Here is a 22,300-nt window from a genome sequence, read left to right as displayed (position 1 = left end):
GATTTTGGTTATCTTTAACGGTACCAGTGGTCCTGTTCACGATATGCTAACTGATGTATTTTCTACTTTACAATCTAAATTAAATACCGTTATTCAATCATAATATTTGATTGTTATTGGTGATGTAAACCACTCCTTTAAAAGGGGGTGGTTTGTTATCATGTCAAATTATAAGATAATCCGTTGCAAATCATGCCGTAAATATAAATAATAGCATATACAATAAGTTTTAGTCCAAAACCTAGTTTGTTTAAATATTGCATCTGTATCCGCGTCATCTCTTTTACCTCTTATGCAATTTAAAAGATTTAATGGTGTTTTAGTGAATTCTATTTTTCTAGTGTACAGAAAAATATCTATTAACTTATTTATTGTAAACAATCCTTTTTTTCTCGTAATAATTAAACATTCATTAAATTAATATAAAAAATTAAAATAAAATTACATTTAATGCTGGTTAATTTACGTTCAATTACATATAATATGAAAACCTTCTGATAAGGAAGCGAAAATAATTTTTAAAATAATGTAAATGTCTAAAGGAGAAGGTTATTATGATGTATCTATCAGCAGTTCGTGCGCAATTTAGAAATTTTGCAAATAAATTTATTAAAAATGAACGCGGTGTAACAGCAATTGAATATGCAATCGTTGCAGCAGGTGTTTCAGCAGTGATTTTGGTTATCTTTAACGGTTCTGGTGGTACTGTTTATCGTATGTTCAATAACGTTTTTAATACTTTAAGATTTAAATTAATTAGTATTATCTTTTAACAAAACTTGATTGCTATAGTGAAATAAACCACCCCTTTATAAAGGCGTGGTTTATTATTTTTAGGTGTTTGTTATCATGTCAAATTATGAAATAACTAATTATAAATCATGCCGTAAATACAAATAACAGCAAGCATCATAAGTTTTTGTCCAAAGCCTGATTCTTTTAGATATCGCGTCTGAGTCTTAGCCTTTTAAGATTAAATTATTTTATTACTCATATCAATGTTACCTCTTTTTCCTCTCATATAATTTAAAAAAATTTAATGAGTTAGATAATGATTAAAATAGCTTTTTAAAAAGCTATGTATCGTTATCTGTTAGCCTTTTATTATAAAATTTTCTCTTTCTTTTAGAACTGTAAGAATGTTTTTTACTGATTTGATATAAAAAATTAAAATTAAATTGTATTTAATGCTGGCAAATTTTTATTAATCTTCATATAATGTGAAAACTTTCTAAAAAGAAAGTAAAATAATATTAAAATAAATGTTAATAACTAAGGAAAGAATCATTATGATGTATTTATCAGCAGTTCGCGCACAATTTAAAAACTTTGCAAACAAATTTATCAAAAATGAACGCGGTGTAACTGCGATTGAATATGCAATCGTTGCAGCAGGTGTTTCAGCAGTGATTTTGGTTATCTTTAACGGTACCAGTGGTCCTGTTCACGATATGCTAAATGATGTATTTAGTACTTTACAATCTAAATTAAATACCGTTATTCAATCATAAGATTTGATTGCTATGGTGATATAAACCACTCCTTTATAAAGAAGTGGTTTATTGTTTTGGGGGGGTATCACGTCAAATGATGAAATACTAGTTATAAATCATTTAGTAATTATAAATAACAGCAAGTTTCATAAGTTTTAATTCAATGGTTAGTTTGTTTAGATATTACGTCTGCGTCTTAGCTTTTTAAAATTAGATTATTAGATATTTTATTACTCACATCAATATCCATTCTTTTTACTTACATTAATTAATAATATATCTATATTACTTAAAGCTTTAATAATGTATTTAATATTGTTAATAAATCAATAAGATGATTGGTTATTAGATGTTCATTTAACCTTTTATTAGAAATAATAAACATTATTATTTTAACCATCAGATGGTAATTAACAAATTTTCAATAAAATTGCTTATATTCATTTATTCACTTATTTGCTATTTTTAAAATTTTTTTCGATATTATGTTAACTATATGTTTTTTAAGTTAATTAATACAAAAAAAAATTAAAGGAAATTTACATTTAGTACTAGCAAATTTATATTAATTCGCATATAATGCAAAAAGTTTTTGATAATAAAGTAAATTAATTATAAAGATAACGTAAATATTAGTTGAGAGAATTATTATTTTGTTTTCGTAATTAGCAAAACTTTTGTACGAAAAGGAACTTTTGCAAGTTAATTTATCAAAAATGTATGCAATGTAACTGCTAACGAATATACAATCGTTTTAGCTGATGTTTCAGCGGTAATTTTAACTATCATAAAGGCAGTAGTTCTCTACATGATATGTTAAATGAGATATTAGATTCATTGAAATCCAAGTTACACAGGAATCAATGATTAGAGTATTAGCGGTTAACCGTTATTTTAATATCAACTTATTCTTTTCAATGAGAGGATAAGGGAGTGATTGTTTAAAGTAGTTTATTCTCGTTTCAATTTATAAGATAGAAGTTACCAGTGTAATATTTTTGCTAGTAGCTTTTGTTAATTAGGGGCTCAAACAAAAACGCTATGGCTAATGAACAATTTAAGTTTTCTAATGAATGGGGAAAGGTTCGTGATTTAGTATTCCAAGTCCTAGATCTTGATTTAATAGATCAATTTAAAAAAGAACCTAACCGAGTTTTACGTGAAATACAGACTATAATCCGTGATATCATTAATTCAGGCAGTGCTTACATTACAGCTGATGAATCGAATGTATTAGCTGGTATGATTTGTGATGAAATTGTAGGTTATGGTCCAATTGATTCCTTAATGAAAGATGAAACTGTCAATGATATTTTAGTAAACGGTCCTAATAGCATTTATATTGAGCGAGGGGGAATTCTTAGTAAAACTGATAAATTTTTTATTAGTGAACGCCAGCTACTTGATATTGCAAGACGGTTAGTAAATAAAGTAGGAAAAAATATCGATGAATCCCACCCGTTGGTCGACTCGAGAATGCCTGATGGAAGTCGTCTCAATGTTGTTATTCCCCCAATAGCCATTGATGGTACATCAATGTCAATTCGTAAATTCGGTAATGGTCACCGAACATTTCATGACTTAATTAGATTCGGTTCATTGAACGAACATATGGCAAATTTTTTAGTGATTGCAGCTCGTTGTCGGATGAATATTATTATATCGGGCGGAACAGGCTCAGGTAAAACAACTATGCTTAATGCTCTGTCTGGATTTATTGGTGAACATGAACGAACCATTACACTTGAAGATGCTGCAGAATTAAGACTTCAACAAGAACATGTAGTTAGAATGGAAACTAAAAGTGGTGGTGAAGATGGGCGTGGCAAAGTAACCATGCGAGATCTTTTAGTAAATGCTTTGCGTATGAGACCGGATCGAATTATTTTGGGTGAATGCCGTGGTGAAGAAGCGTTTGAGATGTTACAAGCTATGAACACAGGTCACAGTGGTTCAATGTCGACACTTCATGCTAATACTGCAAAAGATGCATTGGCTCGCTTGGAAAGTATGATTATTATGGCTCAGTCCGAGTTACCTATTGCTGCGATTAAACGCTATATCAGTTCATCTGTGAATTTTATTATTCAAGTCTCACGTCTTCCGGATGGTCAACGAAAAGTAATGAGTATCACGGAAATTATTGGATTAGAATCAGGTAATATTGTTACCCAAGATGTATTTGAATTTCGTGTTAATGACGAAAGAGATCCTAATGGGAAAATTCAAGGTGAATTTGTCTGTAATGGTTTAGTTAAACGTTCAGCACTTTATGAAAGCGCTCAATATTATGAAATGTCAGATATTTTAGAAAAACTGATGTTAAGTGCAATGGGGATTGAATCATGATTATTGTACTTTCGATAGCACTTATTTTTGCAGCTCTTATTAATCTTCTTGCATTACGTCGTCGTAGGGGGCGTTTGCAGGTTTTCAATAATGTTGAGCCTAAAAGTGTATCGATATTGAGTTTGCTCGAAAGTCAACTTGCAGATCGAGAAAAATCTTTTTCAGATCAGGTATTGTTTGGTATTAATGCTTGGTTGAAATTTAACTTTCGCCTACTAATGACGGGAGAATCTAAGTCTAAAACTATTGGTTATATTTTAGCGGGAACTGTTGCAGGTATTTTTTTAAATAAGAAATATGTCGGTTACGACAATTATATTGTAATCCCTTTAAGTCTTATTTTTACTATAGCTGTCATTTGTATTTTTAGAAAAAGAAAACTTAAAGCAGATTTTTATGCAAATTTTCCAGAGGCATTAACTATTATTACTGGTCTTGTTGCTTCTGGTTATGCAATAACTACAACCTTTAAAAATTGTGGGGCTTCTATCGAAGGAATTGTTGGCAAAACATTGCAAGAGGTTAGTGACAGATTGGAAGTAGGGGATAGCGTTGAAAATGTTTTGATTAATTCTTATCAGCAACTCCCATTTCCAGAATATTACTTTTTTATTCTGACTGTAATGGTTAATCTTGATAGTGGGGGGGAATTAAAAGAAATTTTTAGTCGATTAAGTAAAATGTTAACAGATAATCGAATTATGGCCAAAACTAGAGATGGTAAAACGGCTGAATTAAGAATGACCATGTGGATATTAGGAGCTATGCCTTTTGGCTTTATCGGAATACTCAGGCTCGTCTCAGAAGACAATTATCGTATTTTGACCAGCACTGATGGAGGTCATTATATTATTTACTATGTTATAGGCAGTGTTGTTATCGGTTTTCTAATTATCAAAAGTTGGATTAATAAAATTATATAATTATGAATATCTTATTAAATATATCAATATCAATTCTTCTCATCGCTATTGGCTGTAGAGAGTTGTTTATTACCTATTCACTGTTTCGAAATAAAGAAAAAATTGGTTTAATATTAAATAATGAAAGCCAAGAAAGAAATATTCCTAAAAAACATGTAAATGAAAAAAATGTTGCTTTTGAGAAAATTGTTGCAAAAAATAGTGTAACAATAAGTTTTTTAAGAAGTTTTCAGGATAAAAATAGCTGGAAAATATATGCTATTATTATTGTATTTTCTATTTTTTATTTGATGAATCAAATTGTTCAATTTATTGAAATTGATTCAAATGTATTATTGATTGTTTTGTTATTCATTGTCGTTTTCGTCATCATTGTTCCGGATCTTCTTGTTAAAAGACAGACAAATAGAAAGATCAAAAAAGTTTCACGGGATTTACCGTTAGTTATTGATATGATGGCGATTATGGTTAGATCTGGTATGACAGTAGAAAGTTGCTTTAGATATTTAAGTACAAGAGTTAAACCGATCAATAGAGATATTGCAGCTATTTTAGAAAGAGCTTGTTTAATGATGGACGTTAATGGTATTGAGCTTTCAATTGATCTAATTCAGCGTGAAGTGCCTAGTAAAGAAATGAGAATGTTTTGTGTAACATTAAGAAGAAGTATCAGTTATGGTAATTCAATTTATGATACTTTGCTAGATTTATCAGCTGAGATGCGAGAGATGCAGAGATTAACTATAGAAGAACAGATCGCTGCACTTGCCGCTAAGTTAACTATACCAACGATGGTATTTTTTCTAGCGCCAGTTCTTGTGATTATTGCAGGACCTGTTTTTATGAGTATTGTGTCAACGTTTAATAGGATATAAAGATAATGAATTATTTTTCAAGATGCTGTAAATCAAGTAGGTTATTCGAACCAAAATTTATGGTTGTATGCTCAATGTTATTTTTTGCTGTTGGATGTCAAAATAGCACATTAAAATATGATATGGACGAACAACAGAAAATTTATATTAACGAAACAACGAAGAATTATGGTGGTTTAATTGAATTGTATAGACAGCGCTTAAAACGTGAGGATACAGAAGATACAAGACATAAACTTGCTAGAGCTTATTATCTTTCGAATGATTTTAATGCGGTAAAAAGAGTTTTAGAACCGATTATAAAAAATACCAAAAATGATGGTATTCTTATTTTGTACGGCCATGTTGAATCTAGATTAGGTCACAATGATACAGCATTGGAGTATTTAAATAGAGCAATTGAAATTGATAGTAAAAATGGAGAAGCACATAATGTAAAAGGTATTGTATTGCTGAAAAAAAGACAATATGATGCTGCACGATTCGCATTTCATGAAGCTAGAGAAAACTTTTATGATGAAAATAAAGTTACCAATAATTTAGCCATGCTATCGATCTTAAATAAAGAATATAGTGAAGCTTATAAACAGCTCAATATTTTATATACTAAAGGATATCGAGATCAAACCATTCTTCATAATTTACTTTTTACATTAGTAAAATTGGATAGAATGCAATTGGCTAGGTCGTTTTGCATTGCGCATAAACTATCTAACGAACCAGATATTTTAATTCAAGAATTAAGACAAATCGAGCCAATAGATGCTATTAACTTTAATGAAGTTAAACCTTCACAAAGCGATAACCAAAAACAATATACAATCGAGAAAGCTGCAGAACAGTTAGCTTCCAATACGAAAACAGAAGTTACTATTAAAGATAAAAATGAACCTAAATCAATAAAATCTGTAACTCCAGCTAAATCAAATGTTGATGCTAACAAATTATCAAATATAACTAAACTAGATGCAGCCGATTCATCGACTACGACTGACTCAGCATCAGATGTTACACCTGTTACTCTGAAACAAAATAAACAAACCGATCAAAAAATATCTACTAAGTCAACTATATTAGCGGTTCGCGCAGGGGAGCATGGAAAGTTTAGCCGGATTACTTTTGAAACAGAAAATAAATTGAGTAAGAAAGATTACTCAGTTGAACAAATTTCTCCAACAGAATTTAAATTATCATTCTATGATGTGACACTACCTGCTGAAGGAATTAATAATATTATCAAACGTATTTCTAGTAGTGATCGTGATTTTACTACTATTACAGGAACCTTAACCGCTGAAAAAACATTAATTCTTCAAATAAAAACTAAACAAAAATCAATAGTGAAAGATTTTTATGTTGGATCTAATTCTAAAGGGAAAAATCACTGTTATGCTTTTGATTTTTCATTAGAAAAGAAATAAGTGCAACGGAAAAAGTAAAAAAATAATATAGTACGGAGTGGAGTTTGCATGAAAGATAAAAAATTAATTGTTTTATATTTAGCTATGATGGTTGTGGGATTAGCCTTACTTTTTACTAAGTCGGCTCCTCCAACTGTTGCACCGCCGGATACAGCAGTCGCCATTGAACCTCCTCCTAAACAGGAAGAGCCTAAAACTGAGGTTATTAATGTTGCAGTAGCAAAACATGATATTGATAAAAAAACGATCTTGACAAAAGATGATTACTATTTTAAATCAATTGAAGTTGCTATCAATAAAGAAAGACCTAAATTTATAACTGATGCAACAGGGATTGATGCTCATGTTGTGAGAAATCATATTGCAAAAGATACTATAATTGAAGAAGGTCTTATTGCATCCCCGAATTCAGAAGATTATCTGTTGTTAGCATTAAAAGATGGCAATTATATGTTTCCATTTACAATAGATCCAATCGATTCTTATTTAATAAAAAATCTTAAAGGAGGCGATCTTGTTGATCTTTATGTTTTTTATGGTGATGAAACAGAAAAAACAGCGAATATTAGAGAAGATAAATTAGTTTCACCTAGTCGTGATTTTGTTAAAAATCGTATAAAACCAATTATTGTCGGAAAGAAAATTTTATTTTTTGAAGTAGAAGAAGAGATGGACAATAATTATAACAGAAACAATATTGCCCAAGTTCAATTAGAACTTTCGAATCAGGAAATTAAATTATTAAGAACATTAATGACGAACTCTACAATTATTATGTATCCAAGTACTTTCAAGAAAAATGTTGAAGATGGATTACGTCTTTTAAGTGATAAAGAAAAAAATTGGCCTCTATCTGAAAAAGATATTTTTTCAGGGACACGAATTAATCTGTTAAAAGGTAACTAAGAATGCTAATAAGAACTAAATCAATTACTAATATGATCAAACCTATAATCTGCTTATTATCGATTGGCTTCTCTTCGTTGGCTTTTGCTAATATTCATAATTTACAGATCGGACAAAGTAAAACACTTGTGTTACCTGAAAATGTCGGTACCGTATTTATTAGCCAAGATAGTATAGCAAACTATGAAGTTATTGATGGTAAATCACTGATTATATATGGAAGATCAAACGGAAGAGCAAGTTTAATTGTTTATGATAGTGAAAATAATATTGTTATTAATGATACTATTAATGTCGATCCACTTTTATATCAAATTACAAATAGGCTAGCGCAAAATTTCCCAAATAGTAGTATAACAATCGATCGTTATGATAGTGGTGACGCAAATAAATTTGTATATGTATTAAGTGGTACTGCACCTGATACTACAACAAAAGGCCAAATTTTGGCTCTTATAGGGTCTTCAATCGGGCAAAATGCAGAGCGAGTGAGGCAGGAATTCGATAATGGAGGTGGGGGTTCTGGTAATCAGCTTCTTACATTTCAAGATTATTATACTTACAGTAATATAATTGATAATATCAGAGTTATAGAAGAGTATCAGGTTAACGTACAATTGACTTTTGTTGAAGTTAGCAAGGATTTTACCGATTCACTAGGTATTGAATGGCAAAGTTTGACTCTCGACAGCATGATAAGTGGTGAGTCAGTTACCAACTCGATTGGTGAGTTTTCACTATTAGGTATAAGAAAAGGCCTGAATATACATAATATTGCTACTATGATTCGTGCAGTAAAAAATGATCGTTTGGCTAAAGTATTAGCACAACCTAATTTATCTGTACTCTCTGGTGAAAGTGCATCATTTTTAGTTGGCGGTGAGATTCCTATTGTAACTAAAAATAAAGATGGTGATGCCAATATTACTTATAAAGAATACGGTATTAGGTTGAATATTAGTACAAAAGTAAATAATGATAAACGTATAAGGTTGTTCATGGAAAATGAAGTAAGTTCAATTTCTGGTTCTTATGCTTTTAATGACTATAATATTCCTACATTGACATCTCGAAAAACAAGATCGACGATTGATTTATCTGATGGTGATAGTTTTGTTATTGCAGGATTAATTAATGAAAATGATCAAGAACAATTATCTCGTCTTCCTTTTATTAGTGATATTCCAATTTTAGGTGCATTAGCACGAAGTTCAACAACGAGTCGTTCTAAATCTGAGATGGTTGTTTTTGCAACAGTAAATTTAGTAACACCAAAAAGTAGTTTTGACAGTATTGAATTACCAACTATAGAGCGGACTGATGTAATCAATAGTTTCTTTAATATTAAAAATAATCTTAATAAAGAAAGAAATAAAACGGTGCCAGCTTCTAACGAAAGTGAAAAATTTATTAATGACATGGGCTTTATTGAATAAAAGGTTATTGGGATTCTTATGCAATTATTTGGCAATAAACAAGATACAGATGCATCAGCAAATTCTCCTTCACAAGAATATGTTGTTGGACGGATATCTGGCTATAAGGTAGCAATTGTAAGTAAAAGAACTGAATTGATTGAAAAGGTTCGTTCTGTATTATTTCTATATAACATATTGGGTATGGAAATTATTTCATTAACATTATCTGAATTGACAGAAACACCGAGTTGGAATAAGTTTGATGCAATTATTGTAGATATCCAAAATGCTGATGATGCTGAACAAATATCTGAAAATATTAATCGTTGTATTCCTATTCAAGCAACAACAGTACTTGTTGGTAGTTACGATTCAATTCAGTTCTCCGAATTTTTATCAAAAAAAGGAATACATTTCTTATTGGAAAATAGCCAATTAGAAAAAATTCCTGATATTTTGCATAAGAGAAGCATGACACCTCCTGGTTCAAGTCAGAGAGTGGGGAGTGTAATTAGCTTCTTAGGTTGTAAAGGAGGAATTGGAACTTCATCATTGGTTGTTCATACTCTTAGGAAAATTAGTGAGTTAACTAATTACCCGCTTCTTTATATACAAGGTGCAACAACAAGTTCGAATGCGGATTTTTTGTTTGAAATGCCAATACCTGACGATGGCTCGATAATCGATGTTGGGCATTCTTTACAGGTTAAAGTGGAAACTAATGAAAAAGCATGGAACTATAAAGACCTCAATTCTGGAGAGTTCAATATTACGATTATTGATCAAAATATGGGGTTAGCTTCATCGTTTAAGCATTTTGAAGAAATTATTACATTTTCTAATATTATTTTCATTGTGATAAATAGAGATCCTTACTCTATTAAAGTTGCTAAGAAGATGTTAACAGAAATCACGCGTGCAAGTGCTACAAATTTTGATTTACTCAATAAGCGTTTTTTAATTTGTCTAAATGATGATATTCCTTATGATAAAAAAAGTGCTTTACGTGATTCTGATATTGAAGATTTTTTAGAACGGAAAATTGATTTCACTCGTAAATTTATACCAAGTATTAATAAATTTAAGAAAGCTAATGACAGTGCTGAAATAAGAGAAATAGCGGCTGCTATTATTGGTAATAAAGTAATGGATGATAAACAGCAGAAAGCTTTTTTTTCGTTATTAAGGAAAAAGAAAAATAATTTTTAAGGCAGAATAGAGAAAAAATCATGTTGAAATATTGGGGATTGTTTTTTAGTCAAAAGAATGGAGTTGTTTCAATACAATTTGCCGTTATTTTTCCGTTTTTACTTATTCTTTTTTTGATAGCATTTGAATTTAGCCGAGTTATGATTATTGGCTCGGCTTTAGATTTAATGACTACAGAAATAACAAGACAAGCCGCTATCACTGAACAAGACGATTATGCTGAGAAAATAGAAGGTCTAGTTCAATCTGAAGTTCCATTATGGCCTTATATTGCTAATTCTAACCAAATTAATATCACTGTAATGTATTGTAAAGAGGTGAATAATATTATTCGTGACACCTGTCAAACAACTCTTACTGATGAAACTCACATATTGTTATTTGATTTGAGATATCAATATTCAGTAGTATTTTCCGAGTTTTTTAGTTTTCTTGACACAGCTTTGACTAGAAAAACAGTTGTTTACCGTGAGTTTATTAAAAGTGAAATGGAATACAAAGGAAATGAGTAATAATGAAATATTCTAAAAGCTTTTTCCATAATAAAAATGGAGCATTATCAATCGAGTTTGCAATTTGTTTCTTATTGTTTTCAATCATAGTATTCATTATTTATGATGTATACACATCTATTATGTTACAAAATAAATTAGAACGTGCAAATTATACTGTAGCATCTGTTTTTCGTGAAAGATCAACTTTATATAAAGATAAAATAAAAAATATTAATGATGTTAATAGGGCAGGTTTATGTTCAAGTAGGAATGCGTGTTATGTTTCTAGTGAGTTATTTGATTCACAACAAGTCAATGAAATGGGCAGATTAGCAAGTTCACTATTGAATAATCGTGAAATTGCTTTACAGATAGAGGCTCTATTTATTTTACAAGATCCTAAGAATCAAGGAGATTTGACAAAAGCTAAACTAGTGACTTTTGGAAAAAATTTACTATCTTGTTCTAAGGGAACATGCGGTAATAGCTCAATTAGAAGCTATTTTAATTCTTTACCAGCCATGGATAACCCTTCAAGTAATTACCAACAACTTGCGCCATATGTCCCAAAATTGGTGGATTCATCAATTATGTTAAGTGGACGTTGGATTCCATTATATCGAGTTTCTATGTGCATTGTTAATGAAGAAAGTCTTTATTTAAAATGGGTAAATTCTAATAGACAAGGCTCCGGTGGCATTGTACCGAATCTATGTAATAACGTTGTTGTATTGTCACGTTGTAATGATTCAAGTGTTTGCCCTACTTATTATTAAATGCGCTTTTGAGAGGATAATATGAACAATAATAGCCAATTAAATAAAAAAAATCATAAAGATTCTTTTTTAAAGTGTACCTCGGGAGCCGTGGCAATATCAATGGCAATTATGCTTCCCGCTATATTTACATGTATGGCATTTTCAATTAATCAAGCTTACACTATGCGCAATCGGGCTATAATTTCTGAGGCCACAAATGAAGCATCATTAGCAGTCATAGCTATAGATAATAGAAATGTCGATGATGAAGCAAAAAAGCAAAATCGAAAACTTGCATTGAATTATATTAATTATTTCGTTTCAAAAGAAATAGGTAATGACTCTAATACAGATACAAATTTATTAAGACCTGGTTCCGAAATTAATGTAGATTATGACGGAGATAGACATGAATATTATATCGCCTACAACCAACCATTTAATGAATTTACTAAGATTAAAAATGACGATAAGAAACCTCAGCCTGTTGTTGTAGGTAATAAAACAGAAAGCTATGGTAATACTAGAAAATATCTAATTAATGATTCATTTGATTTTGCTTTTATCAGCGATTTTTCTGCTTCATCTACATGCCAATATAGTGATGTAAACTGTAATGCTTATTCTCCAGATAATAATGCTCAAAGGCGTCTTGACTATATGAAAGAGGCAATAGTAGACATTATTGAAAAATATAAGGATTATTCAGATTATCAATTTGCATTAGTGCCTTATGATATTGGTGTGCCAGTAGAAAACCAAACTAAGAATGCAGCAGGGGGGCAAAATTATAATTGTTCTGTTATGTACAGAATGAACCAACCTTATAATAATCTTAATTATAATTTTTGGGCAAACAAGAATATTGGATTTACAAAATGGAGTAAACTAAAAGAAGATCACGTTATTAGCGATTATTTGTCCAGAAGTAACTATTTTCCTAAACATAGAAGATTAATTACTTACTATATGGATAGTTCTTATTATCATTATTATGCACAAATAATTGGACCAGCATTAGGGTTAGAGTATGGTAGTAATAACGCATTAGTTAATGCTGGTTTATGTACTCAGAGAACCAATTATCAAGATCGAGCTGAAAATGGATTACATGAGTATGCTTGTGGTACAAATAGAAATGATCATCCAGAAAAAAATAGAGTTCTTATAGAGAGTCAATTTGCTGCAGTGGTTCAACTATTTGATTATATGTTCTCAGGGGATTATAGCGATGTGCATTATTCATTTGCCAATACTAGGACTGTAGATGTGGATAATACTATTAATACTTTATTTAGTGGTATGAAACAAAATATTATTACTTTTGAGCGTCCTATTTCACCGGTACTTGCAGAATTTTCACCTTTTATGGGCATGTGTCAATCACCGCTGTATAGCAATAATCTAATGAATAAAAAAATGGTTGGTGTGAAAAATGTAACTGATGATATATACAAGGAAATTGGGGAAGCAAAATATGTTACGAATTTCCAATCCACACCACATTTAATTCCTTTTAGCGATGATACTGATCATAATAATAATATTTTAACAAGTATAAAAAAGACAAATTGGATGCCTGGCGGAGGTACGGACACGATGACTGCGCTATTAAGGACAGTGCCTGTAATGGCTCAAGGTAAAGGCAACAATAAAGTTATGATTATTATTAGTGATGGTAAAGATGATCAGGGGGCTGACGTTCTTAGAGATAATTTTTTAGATAAGGGTGTTTGTCAGGCAATTACAGGGGGCTTAAGAAGCAAGCAGAACTTTGACAGAGGTTATACTACAAAATTAGCTAAAAGTGCAATTATTTACTATATAAAATTAAATCCTAATGCTAGTAATTTAACAACTAATGCTCAATATGAGGCTGAGTATGGTAAGTGGTTTACTAAATGCATGAATGGTAACCCTATGTTCTTAATGGAGGCAAAGGATAGGAAGTCATTGACTGAGGTTATAAATAAAGTTATTGAGATTGAAACAGGAAAATTCATCAAAAAAAATTCAGGCTGAATATCAATAGGGTTAGAATAGGAGTAATAATGAAATGAAATTAATAAAAATCATAGTACTATTTTTGGCTTGCTATAGCCTGTCGGCTATAGCTGATTCAGAAACTGATGCTATAATATTATCAACCCAAACAGGAGTTAAACCACTTACTCGCATAAATCTGAGAAATACAGGGGTTACTATTGAAAATGGTGATGTCTGGGTCTGGGGTTATAGAGGTCAAGGCTTGCAAGGTAATGGTGTTACAAACGTTAACAGTAGGAGTGTGCCAGCGAGAGTACAAAAGTTCGTTGATGAAGGACTTACGATTACTCAAGTTGCAGCAGGAAGATATCATATTATTGCACTTGATGAAAATGGTGACGTATGGGGTTGGGGGCGTAATAGACATAGTCAAGCGAGTGGCGGAATAGGAACTGATGTCAAATATGTAACCACACCTGTTAGAGTGTTGTCTGGCAGAAGAGTTATTGATGTCTATTGTAATGAATATACATCTTATGCTTTAACTGCTAATGGTGAGATTTGGGTTTGGGGAAGAGGTAATCGTGGTGAAACAGGACTTGACAAGCGAGAATCAAGACAAAGACTCAGACAGATTCCGTCAAGTTTTTTTAATGGCAGCCGAGTAAGAACCATGGGTGTTGGTTATCGAAGTGCTTATGCCATTAATCGAGCTGGAACTATTTATGCTTGGGGAGAAACTGTAAGTAATACATTTTGCCCGGAAAATAAAAAATCTTGTAATTATGCTATTAGACCAATAAGAATTAATAATACTCTAGTACAATCTGATTCAGGCATTACTTCTGGTCAGCAAATAAAGGAAATTACAGGTGGTAGGGATTATTTGACTTATTTAACCTTTGAAGGTGAAGTTTATGGTATGGGAAGAACTAGATATTTAGCTGATGGTAATTTCGATCCAAATGAAATAGATGAAGATGATGAGATAGAGATGGTGGATGGTGATGAAAGTAGAATTGATAGTGAAGAAGATGAAGAAGATTTAAAAGATGATGACGATGATCGAAAGGATCCACATAGTATAACTGATACTCCTATAGCTATCATTGGAAAGAATGCTCCAGACGAAAAAGCGGTTACTCATTCACTCTATTGCCGATTTCGTGGTTGTGTTGCTATTACAAGACATAAAAGTATATTAACATGGGGTATAAGAGGCAGTAGCCATTTAAAAGGAATACTTTACGGTCAAAGGAGAACAGGTAGAGTAGTGCAAAGAAAACTTAATGGAACATTGACTAAAATTGATGGTGGTAGACAGAATCTATTCTATTGGAATGAAAGAGGAGAAGTTTATGGTGTTGGTGTGGGTAGTTACCATAAATTTGATCTTTCTAGTGCTCACACTCGAGATTGGAATGCGTCTAGATTAGATTTTTTGATGGATGCTATGCATGCTGTATACGGTAACGATTACATTCTAGGGCAAGCAAAATAATGATTAATCAAGAGTTGATTAACGATGCAATTATTTTAACGATTTGGTTGTGTTTGTTAATTTCTTGTTACACAGATATAAAATACCGGATAATTTCAAATTATATTGTCATAGTTATATTTGCTTTGGCGATTTTGAATTATGCCTTTGGTCTAGGTGCATTAAATTATAGTGCGTCCGGTATATTTTTAGTCTGTGGTTTATTGATGTTTTATTGCCGATTGGTAGGTGCTGGAGATATAAAATTAATTACTGTACTTTTGATAACTATTCCTGCTGGTAACGTAATGTTTTTTTTGGCTGTGACCACATTTTTGGGATTACCTCTGGCAATCTTTGCCATTATCTATAAATGGCTAAAAAAAGTAGAGGGTGGAATTACATTACCTTATGGTGTGGCAATTACAGGTAGTTATATCCTTACTTCATTGATTTTATTTAAAGTATTAATTTAGTTACTTTTTATATATTGTTATTTTTGATGTGAATAAGCTTTAATATCAATTCTATCCCTCTTAGTTAAAACATAGCTAAGAGGGAATCATATACCTTTTTAATTTTTTCTATTTCCTATATCTAATGATGCATTTTTGATTTAAAACTAATTTTTTTACTTAAATCCATGTTTAACCTCAAGCTTCTTTACAATAATTGTTCTTTTTAATCATTTTTATTAAAAAATTTTACAATTTATAATGGTATTTATATGTATTATTTTGGTGCAGTTTGCATCGATTTAGAACCACATAGGTTGTTATTTTTTCGAGGGAGTGAATCACTATAATTTTGATTAATGTTTTGTTTGAAAAACGACAAATATAGTTAATTACCAACATTAATGTTTACTAAACTATGGCATGATAATTGCCTATAAAAATTATACAATCATTATTAAAAATTGCAGAGACAAGTTTAAAGGAGATATGTATATGGAAAATCGTACTAGTAATACTAAAACTTTTGTAAAAAATCGTCGAGCTTCCTTGATTAGTGCGATCTTCTTAATGGCAACTTCAGCAATTGGTCCTGGTTTTATCACGCAAACAGCTACCTTTACGGTAACATTAGGTAGTGCATTTGGTTTTGGTATTTTAGCTTCTATTATCATTGATTTTGTAGTGCAACAAAATATTTGGCGTGTGGTTTCATTAACAAAAATGTATTCTTCCGACATTGCTAATGCGACAATCCCTTATAGTGGTTATTTTTTAGCTATATTAGTTATTTTTGGTGGATTAGTTTTTAATATTGGTAATATTGCCGGTGCAGGACTGGGTTTGAATGCTTTAGTCGGGCTTGATCCAAAATGGGGCGGTGCAATCAGCGCATTTATGGCGATCTATATCTTTTCGTCACATAAAGCAAGCCATTTTATTGATCGCTTAATGATTGGTTTCGGCTTGCTAATGATCGGTTTAACATTATTTGTGTTGTTTGCTGCGCATCCCCCTATCGCACAAGCATTTACTGAAACTGTTTTGCCAAGTAGCATTGATTTTGCCTCTATTACCACTATTGTAGGAGGAACTGTTGGCGGATATATTTCTTACGCTGGCGCACATCGCCTGCTTGATAAAAAAATGGTGGGCGTTGAAAACATTAAATATGTATCAAGCGCAGCAACACGAGGGATTATCGTTGTAGGAGTGATGCGATATATTTTATTTTTAGCAATTTTAGGTGTGGTAGCCAGTGGTGTTACCATTGATATCTCAAGCTATGCAGCTAATCCTGCTTCCCAAGCCTTTCAAGCAGCTTTAGGACAATTGGGGTTGCGTATATTTGGTTTAATTTTATGGACAGCTGCATTAACCAGTATTATTGGTGCAGCTTATACTTCAATGACGTTTATTACTCCTTTTAAACCTTCTATCACAATAAGGCAACGCCAAATAGCGACGATAATTTTTATTATTTGTTCATTAGCCGTTTATTTAATTATGGGAGCTGCGCCTGTATCATTATTAGTTTTTGCTGGAGGTTTTAACGGCTTAGTTTTACCACTGGGTTTAACAATTTTTATTTTTATTGGTTGGAAACGTGCTGATTTAATGTCTGGATATCACTATCCACGTTGGTTGTTATGGTCTGGTTTTATAGTCTGTGCGATAACTTGGTATATGGGCGCAATGTCAATTGTAACCATATTTAACTATTTAAGGTAAAAATTAAATATGAAAGTTAAGAGATTTATTGATTTAAATAGTGATCTTGGTGAAAGTTTCGGTCAATGGAAAATGGGTAACGACCAAGCAATGTTACAAGTGGTCAGCAGTGCAAATATTGCGTGTGGTTTTCACGCAGGTTCACCAGTAACCATTTTAGACACCCTAAAAGCAGCTAAAACTAATAATGTTACAATAGGTGCTCATGTAGGTTACCCTGATTTAGTTGGCTTTGGGCGACGTAATATGGACATTGCATCTAACGAACTAACGGCTGATGTGATTTATCAAATTGGTGCACTTAAAGGTTTAGCAACATCAATTGGTGCAAAAGTGAGTTATGTTAAACCTCATGGCGCTTTATATAACACTATTGCGAACGATAAACGTCAAGCTATGGCAGTTATCAATGCTATTTGTCAAATTGATGCTAATCTTATATTAGTGGCACTTGCTGGCTCTCCACTTATTGATTGGGCAAAACAGCAAGGTTTGCATGTGGTTGCCGAAGCCTTTGCAGATAGATCTTATCATCTTGATGGTACATTAGTTTCTCGTAAAGAAACCGGAGCCGTATTACACGATCCTGAATTAGTCGCAGAACGTATGTTACAACTTGTCAGTGATGGCGGTGTGACTTCTATTGAAGGTAAGTTTGTTACAATTGAGGCAGATTCCATTTGTGTGCATGGTGATAGTGAAGGTGCATTAGCGATGGCACAAAAAGTTCGCGAAAAATTACAACAAAATGGAATTACCATAACTTCGTTTACGAAAATAAGTGATAGATAAATCATTATGTTAATTTGATAAAATATAAACTGATATCAAACAAATAATTTTAGACTGGTTTTTTGTTAAGATCATGGATTAGATAACCGACAAGGTTAGAGGTACTAAATGCGATTTTTACCTGTAAATATCGATGCAATTATGGTTGAGCTTTCTAGCCTTGAACAGACCATGGCTTTAACTGATCAACTACAAAATAATCTAGCATTCTGGAAAATTGAAGAAATCATTCCAGCGGCTCGAACCGTTTTAATCCGTTTTAACCCAATTCTTACTGATGCCGATATTCTTGCTAAGAACATCTGTGCTCTTGATCTCACATCTGGTTCAATTCCTTCAGGGGAATTAATTATCATAAGTGTCAACTATAATGGCGAAGATTTGGCATATGTCGCTGATCATCTTGGTATAACAGTTAATGAAGTAATTAACAGACATACTAATAATGAGTATCAAGTTGCTTTTTGTGGTTTTGCACCAGGTTTTGCTTATATGGTATCAAAACATGCTCAGCTTAATGTTCCGCGTCGCCAATCGCCTAGAGTTCGTATTCCAGCTGGTTCAGTGGCATTAGCTGGTGAATTTAGTAGTGTTTATCCTCAAGCAAGTCCAGGTGGTTGGCAACTTATTGGTATTACCGAATCTGCAGTTTGGGATATAAATCGAGATAAACCTGCTTTGTTTAAACCAGGTAGCCGCGTTCATTTTGTGGATGCTGCTAAATCCTCTAAAAAATATTATTTACCGACGATAAAGAAAGAAGAGAAAAATAACTTTCAGCAAGATATTAAAGTTTTGGCAACGGGATTACAAACTCTTTTTCAGGACAATGGACGAATTGGTCAAGCTGCATTAGGGATCTCAGAATCGGGGGCAATGGATAAAAGTGCACTACATAGTGCTAACCGAGTGCTTGGCAACCCAATTAATGAAGTCGCACTTGAGATCACCCAAGGTGGTTTTAAAAGTCAAATAAACCGCTCTATGTTAATTGCAGTCACAGGAGCGGTGTGTGACATTAATATCACCACATTACTTGGTGAAAAATATACTGCACCAATGTATCAACCCATTTTATTAGAAAAAGGTGATACTGTTGAACTTGGTAATATTAAATGTGGAGTGCGTAGTTATTTGGCTGTTCGTGGTGGTTTTCAAGTATCACCTATTTTAACAAGTTGTTCATTTGATACATTGGCACAAGTGGGACCTCCACCAATCACAATTGGGCAAACATTAACGATCAAATCAACAAATATAAAAGCATCTGTATCATTGAATGAATCACCAGCCATAAACTATCCATGCCCAGGTGATGTAGTGGTATTAGACATTGTGCTTGGACCAAGAACTGATTGGTTTACGCCTAATGCAATTAAGTTATTAACTGAGCAATTGTGGCGGGTAACGCCTGCTTCTAATCGTATTGGATTAAGATTATCTGGTGATATTTCATTAACTCGCGTTAAGTTACAAGAGTTACCAAGCGAGGGTACATGTATTGGTGCAATTCAAATACCAGCAAATGGACAACCTGTGCTATTTTTAAATGATCATCCCCTAACGGGTGGGTATCCGATTATTGGTGCTGTATGCAAATATCATTTAGATTTATCAGGACAAATCCCTATAAATGCTAAAATAAAATTTAATCCTGTTGGAATATTTAAAGAATTTGAAGGGAGTCATACCGACCATGTTTGAGAATAATAAAAAAATAACACACAGAGTACTCATTGCTAATCGAGGTGAAATTGCTGTACGCATTATTCGCGCATGCCGTGATATGGAGTTTGCATCCATTGCAATTTATGCTGATACGGACATTAATGCGCTGCATGTTCAAATGGCTGATGAAGCTTATGGATTATCGGGAAAGTTGCCGAGTGAAACTTATCTTAATATCGATAAGATTATTGCGATTGCAAAAAGGTCGGGAGCTACTATGGTTCACCCAGGATATGGTTTTTTATCCGAACGATCGGAATTTGCTAAAGCTGTTCAAAAAGCAGGATTAATTTGGATTGGACCGAATCCAGAAACAATAGATATTCTTGGTGATAAAGTTAAAGCTCGACAGCTAGCCATACAAGTCGGAGCTCCATTAGTTGAAGGGACTAAAGAACCAGTACGCGATGCTAAAGAAGTGGTTGAATTTGCACATAAGCATGGCTTACCCATTGCTATTAAAGCCGCCTTTGGAGGTGGAGGGCGTGGTTTAAAAGTTGCATGGCAAATGGATGAAGTTGAAGAACTTTACCATTCTGCTGTACGAGAAGCGACAGCAGCTTTTGGACGTGGTGAGTGTTTTTTAGAGCAATTTTTACATAATCCACGTCATATAGAAGCTCAGGTCATTGCAGATAAATTAGGCCATATTGTCGTTGTAGGAACGCGTGATTGCTCATTGCAGCGTCGTAATCAAAAACTAATTGAAGAGTCGCCAGCACCATTTATATCGGATCAATTGCAACAACAAATTATTCAAGCATCAATTAACATTTGCGCCAAAGCAAATTATGTTGGAGCTGGAACCGTTGAGTTTTTACTCAGTCAGGATGGTAAATTGTCATTTCTTGAAGTAAATACTCGCCTACAAGTAGAACATCCTGTTACCGAAGAAACAGTCGGAATCGACCTAGTTGTGGAACAATTACGTATAGCACAAGGATTACCACTTAGTATTAATGAAACACCTAAACCTCGAGGTCATGCTATCGAATTTCGTATTAATGCTGAAGATGTAGCTAATGGTTTCTTACCAACATCAGGAACTATTACACGATTTGAAGTACCCTCAGGACCTGGCATTCGGTTAGATAGTGGTGTTGTCACTGGCTCAACGATCCCCTCAACTTTTGATTCTCTTATGGCAAAACTCATTATTGTTGGAAATAATCGTGAGCAAGCGCTTGCTAGGGCTCATCGTGCATTAGCGGAGTTTTCTATTGAAGGTGTTGCGAGTGTTTTACCATTCGATCGTGCAATCATAGAACATCCTGATTTTTATCGTGATTTTAAAATACATACGCGTTGGATTGAAACAGAGTTTATACCAATGATGGATTCATTGCCGAGGCAGGTACCTATAAAAGATTCTACTCTGACCCATACTGTGATCGAAATTGATGGTAAACGTTGCAAAATTGGTTTGCCTGCACAATTATTGGCAGGATTGTCATTAGCTGTGAATAGTGAGTCAGCATTAACTTCATTAAAGAATGAGGAACAATCAGAAACTATTGTAAAATCGCCAGTTTCAGGAAATCTTTTTAAATGGATTATTGAAGAAGGTCAAGAAGTCGATAAAAGTTATGTAATAGGTATTATGGAAGCGATGAAGATGGAAGTTCAGATTATTGCTCATCGCAAAGGCATCGTAAAATTAATCAGTAAAGAAGGTGATTTTGTCAATACCGGTGATAAAGTCGCCGAAATTAATTAATAGAGATAGCTTCATTGTTTGATAAAATTGATGGAAATTTCCCATTTTTGATTGAATTATGATGATTCATTTTTCTAGAATCTTTACAGTTTTATCAACAACGCAAGCTTATTTTAATATGGTTGATATTTTGGTAACTATAAACTATTAATTGAGTTTTTTGATTATTTTCATTGCCAATTTATGTACGATATGTTAAAAGTGTACAGAAATTATCTCGTATTATCATTTTTCTGTATGGATATTCAGGGATGATTTCTATATCTTGCCTTTTCCTATTACTGTTTATATAGATATCCCCCAAAACTTAGTTTAGAAAGAATATACTGTTTTAAATATTTAAAGAAGTCATGAATATTTTCCATGTCTCATACATTTATAAATTGTCTTGAGTCGATATGCTAGTTGTTTTTTAACTTAATAAAACAAATTAACTTATTTCGCGTATTTTTTTAGTTTAAAATTAATAATCACTTAAATAATTTTAAAATTTTTCAAATTGATATACATTTTCAGCTCATTGCTAGGAGGTAAAGTAATTGATTTGTAATTTGATAAACGTATC

Annotated in this window: 18 protein-coding genes; all 18 read left to right on the top strand. The window is 32.4% G+C overall.

Annotated features, from left to right (window positions below; genetic code table 11):
• The first annotated feature begins 554 nt into the window (after nt 1-554).
• The 18 genes from H3S88_RS12180 to H3S88_RS12095 all read left to right on the top strand — a co-directional run bounded on the left by H3S88_RS12180 (nt 555) and on the right by H3S88_RS12095 (nt 21,735).
• Nucleotides 555-773, top strand: coding sequence for a Flp family type IVb pilin (locus H3S88_RS12180; RefSeq protein WP_198229024.1), 219 nt, complete (start codon nt 555-557; stop codon nt 771-773).
• Between the two features lie 516 nt (nt 774-1,289).
• Entirely contained in the window at nt 1,290-1,511 is a 222-nt protein-coding gene (locus tag H3S88_RS12175) for a Flp family type IVb pilin (RefSeq protein ID WP_198229025.1), read from the top strand.
• A gap of 1,023 nt (nt 1,512-2,534) precedes the next feature.
• Nucleotides 2,535-3,842, top strand: a complete 1,308-nt coding sequence (locus H3S88_RS12170; protein WP_198229026.1) for a CpaF family protein — start codon at nt 2,535-2,537, stop codon at nt 3,840-3,842.
• Nucleotides 3,839-4,765, top strand: coding sequence for a type II secretion system F family protein (locus H3S88_RS12165; protein ID WP_198229027.1), 927 nt, complete (start codon nt 3,839-3,841; stop codon nt 4,763-4,765). Before H3S88_RS12170 ends, H3S88_RS12165 begins: the two co-directional genes overlap by 4 nt.
• A 2-nt stretch (nt 4,766-4,767) precedes the next feature.
• On the top strand, nt 4,768-5,640 hold the full coding sequence (locus H3S88_RS12160; RefSeq protein WP_198229028.1) for a type II secretion system F family protein: 873 nt from the start codon (nt 4,768-4,770) through the stop codon (nt 5,638-5,640).
• 5 nt (nt 5,641-5,645) lie between these two features.
• Complete coding sequence (locus tag H3S88_RS12155; protein WP_198229029.1) at nt 5,646-7,061, top strand: M48 family metallopeptidase; 1,416 nt, start codon at nt 5,646-5,648, stop codon at nt 7,059-7,061.
• Between the two features lie 48 nt (nt 7,062-7,109).
• Nucleotides 7,110-7,967 (top strand): hypothetical protein, encoded by an 858-nt coding sequence (locus H3S88_RS12150; protein WP_198229030.1) that lies wholly within the window; start codon nt 7,110-7,112, stop codon nt 7,965-7,967.
• Nucleotides 7,968-7,969: 2 nt separating this feature from the next.
• Nucleotides 7,970-9,403 carry a type II and III secretion system protein family protein gene (locus tag H3S88_RS12145; RefSeq protein WP_198229031.1) on the top strand — a complete coding sequence of 478 codons (1,434 nt, stop codon included), beginning with the start codon at nt 7,970-7,972 and terminating at the stop codon, nt 9,401-9,403.
• An 18-nt stretch (nt 9,404-9,421) separates the two neighbouring features.
• Nucleotides 9,422-10,594 (top strand): hypothetical protein, encoded by a 1,173-nt coding sequence (locus H3S88_RS12140; RefSeq protein ID WP_198229032.1) that lies wholly within the window; start codon nt 9,422-9,424, stop codon nt 10,592-10,594.
• Between the two features lie 20 nt (nt 10,595-10,614).
• Nucleotides 10,615-11,106, top strand: a complete 492-nt coding sequence (locus tag H3S88_RS12135) for a TadE/TadG family type IV pilus assembly protein (RefSeq protein WP_198229033.1) — start codon at nt 10,615-10,617, stop codon at nt 11,104-11,106.
• Between the two features lie 2 nt (nt 11,107-11,108).
• Nucleotides 11,109-11,864 (top strand): tight adherence pilus pseudopilin TadF, encoded by a 756-nt coding sequence (gene tadF / locus H3S88_RS12130; RefSeq protein ID WP_198229034.1) that lies wholly within the window; start codon nt 11,109-11,111, stop codon nt 11,862-11,864.
• Between the two features lie 21 nt (nt 11,865-11,885).
• Nucleotides 11,886-13,868, top strand: a complete 1,983-nt coding sequence (locus tag H3S88_RS12125) for a hypothetical protein (RefSeq protein WP_198229035.1) — start codon at nt 11,886-11,888, stop codon at nt 13,866-13,868.
• A gap of 34 nt (nt 13,869-13,902) precedes the next feature.
• The gene (locus H3S88_RS12120) at nt 13,903-15,333 is read left to right on the top strand and encodes a hypothetical protein (RefSeq protein WP_198229036.1); all 1,431 of its coding nucleotides are present in this window, start codon (nt 13,903-13,905) and stop codon (nt 15,331-15,333) included.
• Nucleotides 15,333-15,788 carry a prepilin peptidase gene (locus tag H3S88_RS12115; protein WP_198229037.1) on the top strand — a complete coding sequence of 152 codons (456 nt, stop codon included), beginning with the start codon at nt 15,333-15,335 and terminating at the stop codon, nt 15,786-15,788. Before H3S88_RS12120 ends, H3S88_RS12115 begins: the two co-directional genes overlap by 1 nt.
• 474 nt (nt 15,789-16,262) lie before the next feature.
• On the top strand, nt 16,263-17,498 hold the full coding sequence (locus tag H3S88_RS12110; protein ID WP_198229038.1) for an NRAMP family divalent metal transporter: 1,236 nt from the start codon (nt 16,263-16,265) through the stop codon (nt 17,496-17,498).
• Between the two features lie 9 nt (nt 17,499-17,507).
• Entirely contained in the window at nt 17,508-18,290 is a 783-nt protein-coding gene (locus H3S88_RS12105; protein ID WP_198229039.1) for a LamB/YcsF family protein, read from the top strand.
• 108 nt (nt 18,291-18,398) lie between these two features.
• Nucleotides 18,399-19,994: a 5-oxoprolinase/urea amidolyase family protein gene (locus H3S88_RS12100; RefSeq protein ID WP_198229040.1), complete on the top strand. Its 1,596-nt coding sequence runs from the start codon at nt 18,399-18,401 to the stop codon at nt 19,992-19,994.
• On the top strand, nt 19,987-21,735 hold the full coding sequence (locus tag H3S88_RS12095; protein WP_198229041.1) for a biotin carboxylase N-terminal domain-containing protein: 1,749 nt from the start codon (nt 19,987-19,989) through the stop codon (nt 21,733-21,735). Before H3S88_RS12100 ends, H3S88_RS12095 begins: the two co-directional genes overlap by 8 nt.
• The last annotated feature ends 565 nt before the right edge of the window (nt 21,736-22,300 follow it).

The organism is Gilliamella sp. B14448G11 (assembly GCF_016101765.1).
GTDB lineage: Bacteria > Pseudomonadota > Gammaproteobacteria > Enterobacterales > Orbaceae > Gilliamella > Gilliamella apicola_N.
Note: the sequence above shows the minus strand (reverse complement) of the source record. Positions and strands in the feature narration are given on the sequence as shown.

Coding starts and splice junctions, on each gene's coding strand:
- H3S88_RS12175 (WP_198229025.1), top strand. CDS start 1,290: ATGATGTATTTATCAGCAGTTCGCGCACAATTTAAAAACTTTGCAAAC.
- H3S88_RS12145 (WP_198229031.1), top strand. CDS start 7,970: ATGCTAATAAGAACTAAATCAATTACTAATATGATCAAACCTATAATC.
- H3S88_RS12160 (WP_198229028.1), top strand. CDS start 4,768: ATGAATATCTTATTAAATATATCAATATCAATTCTTCTCATCGCTATT.
- H3S88_RS12100 (WP_198229040.1), top strand. CDS start 18,399: ATGCGATTTTTACCTGTAAATATCGATGCAATTATGGTTGAGCTTTCT.
- H3S88_RS12140 (WP_198229032.1), top strand. CDS start 9,422: ATGCAATTATTTGGCAATAAACAAGATACAGATGCATCAGCAAATTCT.
- H3S88_RS12095 (WP_198229041.1), top strand. CDS start 19,987: ATGTTTGAGAATAATAAAAAAATAACACACAGAGTACTCATTGCTAAT.
- H3S88_RS12125 (WP_198229035.1), top strand. CDS start 11,886: ATGAACAATAATAGCCAATTAAATAAAAAAAATCATAAAGATTCTTTT.
- H3S88_RS12165 (WP_198229027.1), top strand. CDS start 3,839: ATGATTATTGTACTTTCGATAGCACTTATTTTTGCAGCTCTTATTAAT.
- H3S88_RS12150 (WP_198229030.1), top strand. CDS start 7,110: ATGAAAGATAAAAAATTAATTGTTTTATATTTAGCTATGATGGTTGTG.
- H3S88_RS12105 (WP_198229039.1), top strand. CDS start 17,508: ATGAAAGTTAAGAGATTTATTGATTTAAATAGTGATCTTGGTGAAAGT.
- H3S88_RS12180 (WP_198229024.1), top strand. CDS start 555: ATGATGTATCTATCAGCAGTTCGTGCGCAATTTAGAAATTTTGCAAAT.
- H3S88_RS12110 (WP_198229038.1), top strand. CDS start 16,263: ATGGAAAATCGTACTAGTAATACTAAAACTTTTGTAAAAAATCGTCGA.
- H3S88_RS12120 (WP_198229036.1), top strand. CDS start 13,903: ATGAAATTAATAAAAATCATAGTACTATTTTTGGCTTGCTATAGCCTG.
- H3S88_RS12115 (WP_198229037.1), top strand. CDS start 15,333: ATGATTAATCAAGAGTTGATTAACGATGCAATTATTTTAACGATTTGG.
- H3S88_RS12135 (WP_198229033.1), top strand. CDS start 10,615: ATGTTGAAATATTGGGGATTGTTTTTTAGTCAAAAGAATGGAGTTGTT.
- H3S88_RS12155 (WP_198229029.1), top strand. CDS start 5,646: ATGAATTATTTTTCAAGATGCTGTAAATCAAGTAGGTTATTCGAACCA.
- tadF (WP_198229034.1), top strand. CDS start 11,109: ATGAAATATTCTAAAAGCTTTTTCCATAATAAAAATGGAGCATTATCA.
- H3S88_RS12170 (WP_198229026.1), top strand. CDS start 2,535: ATGGCTAATGAACAATTTAAGTTTTCTAATGAATGGGGAAAGGTTCGT.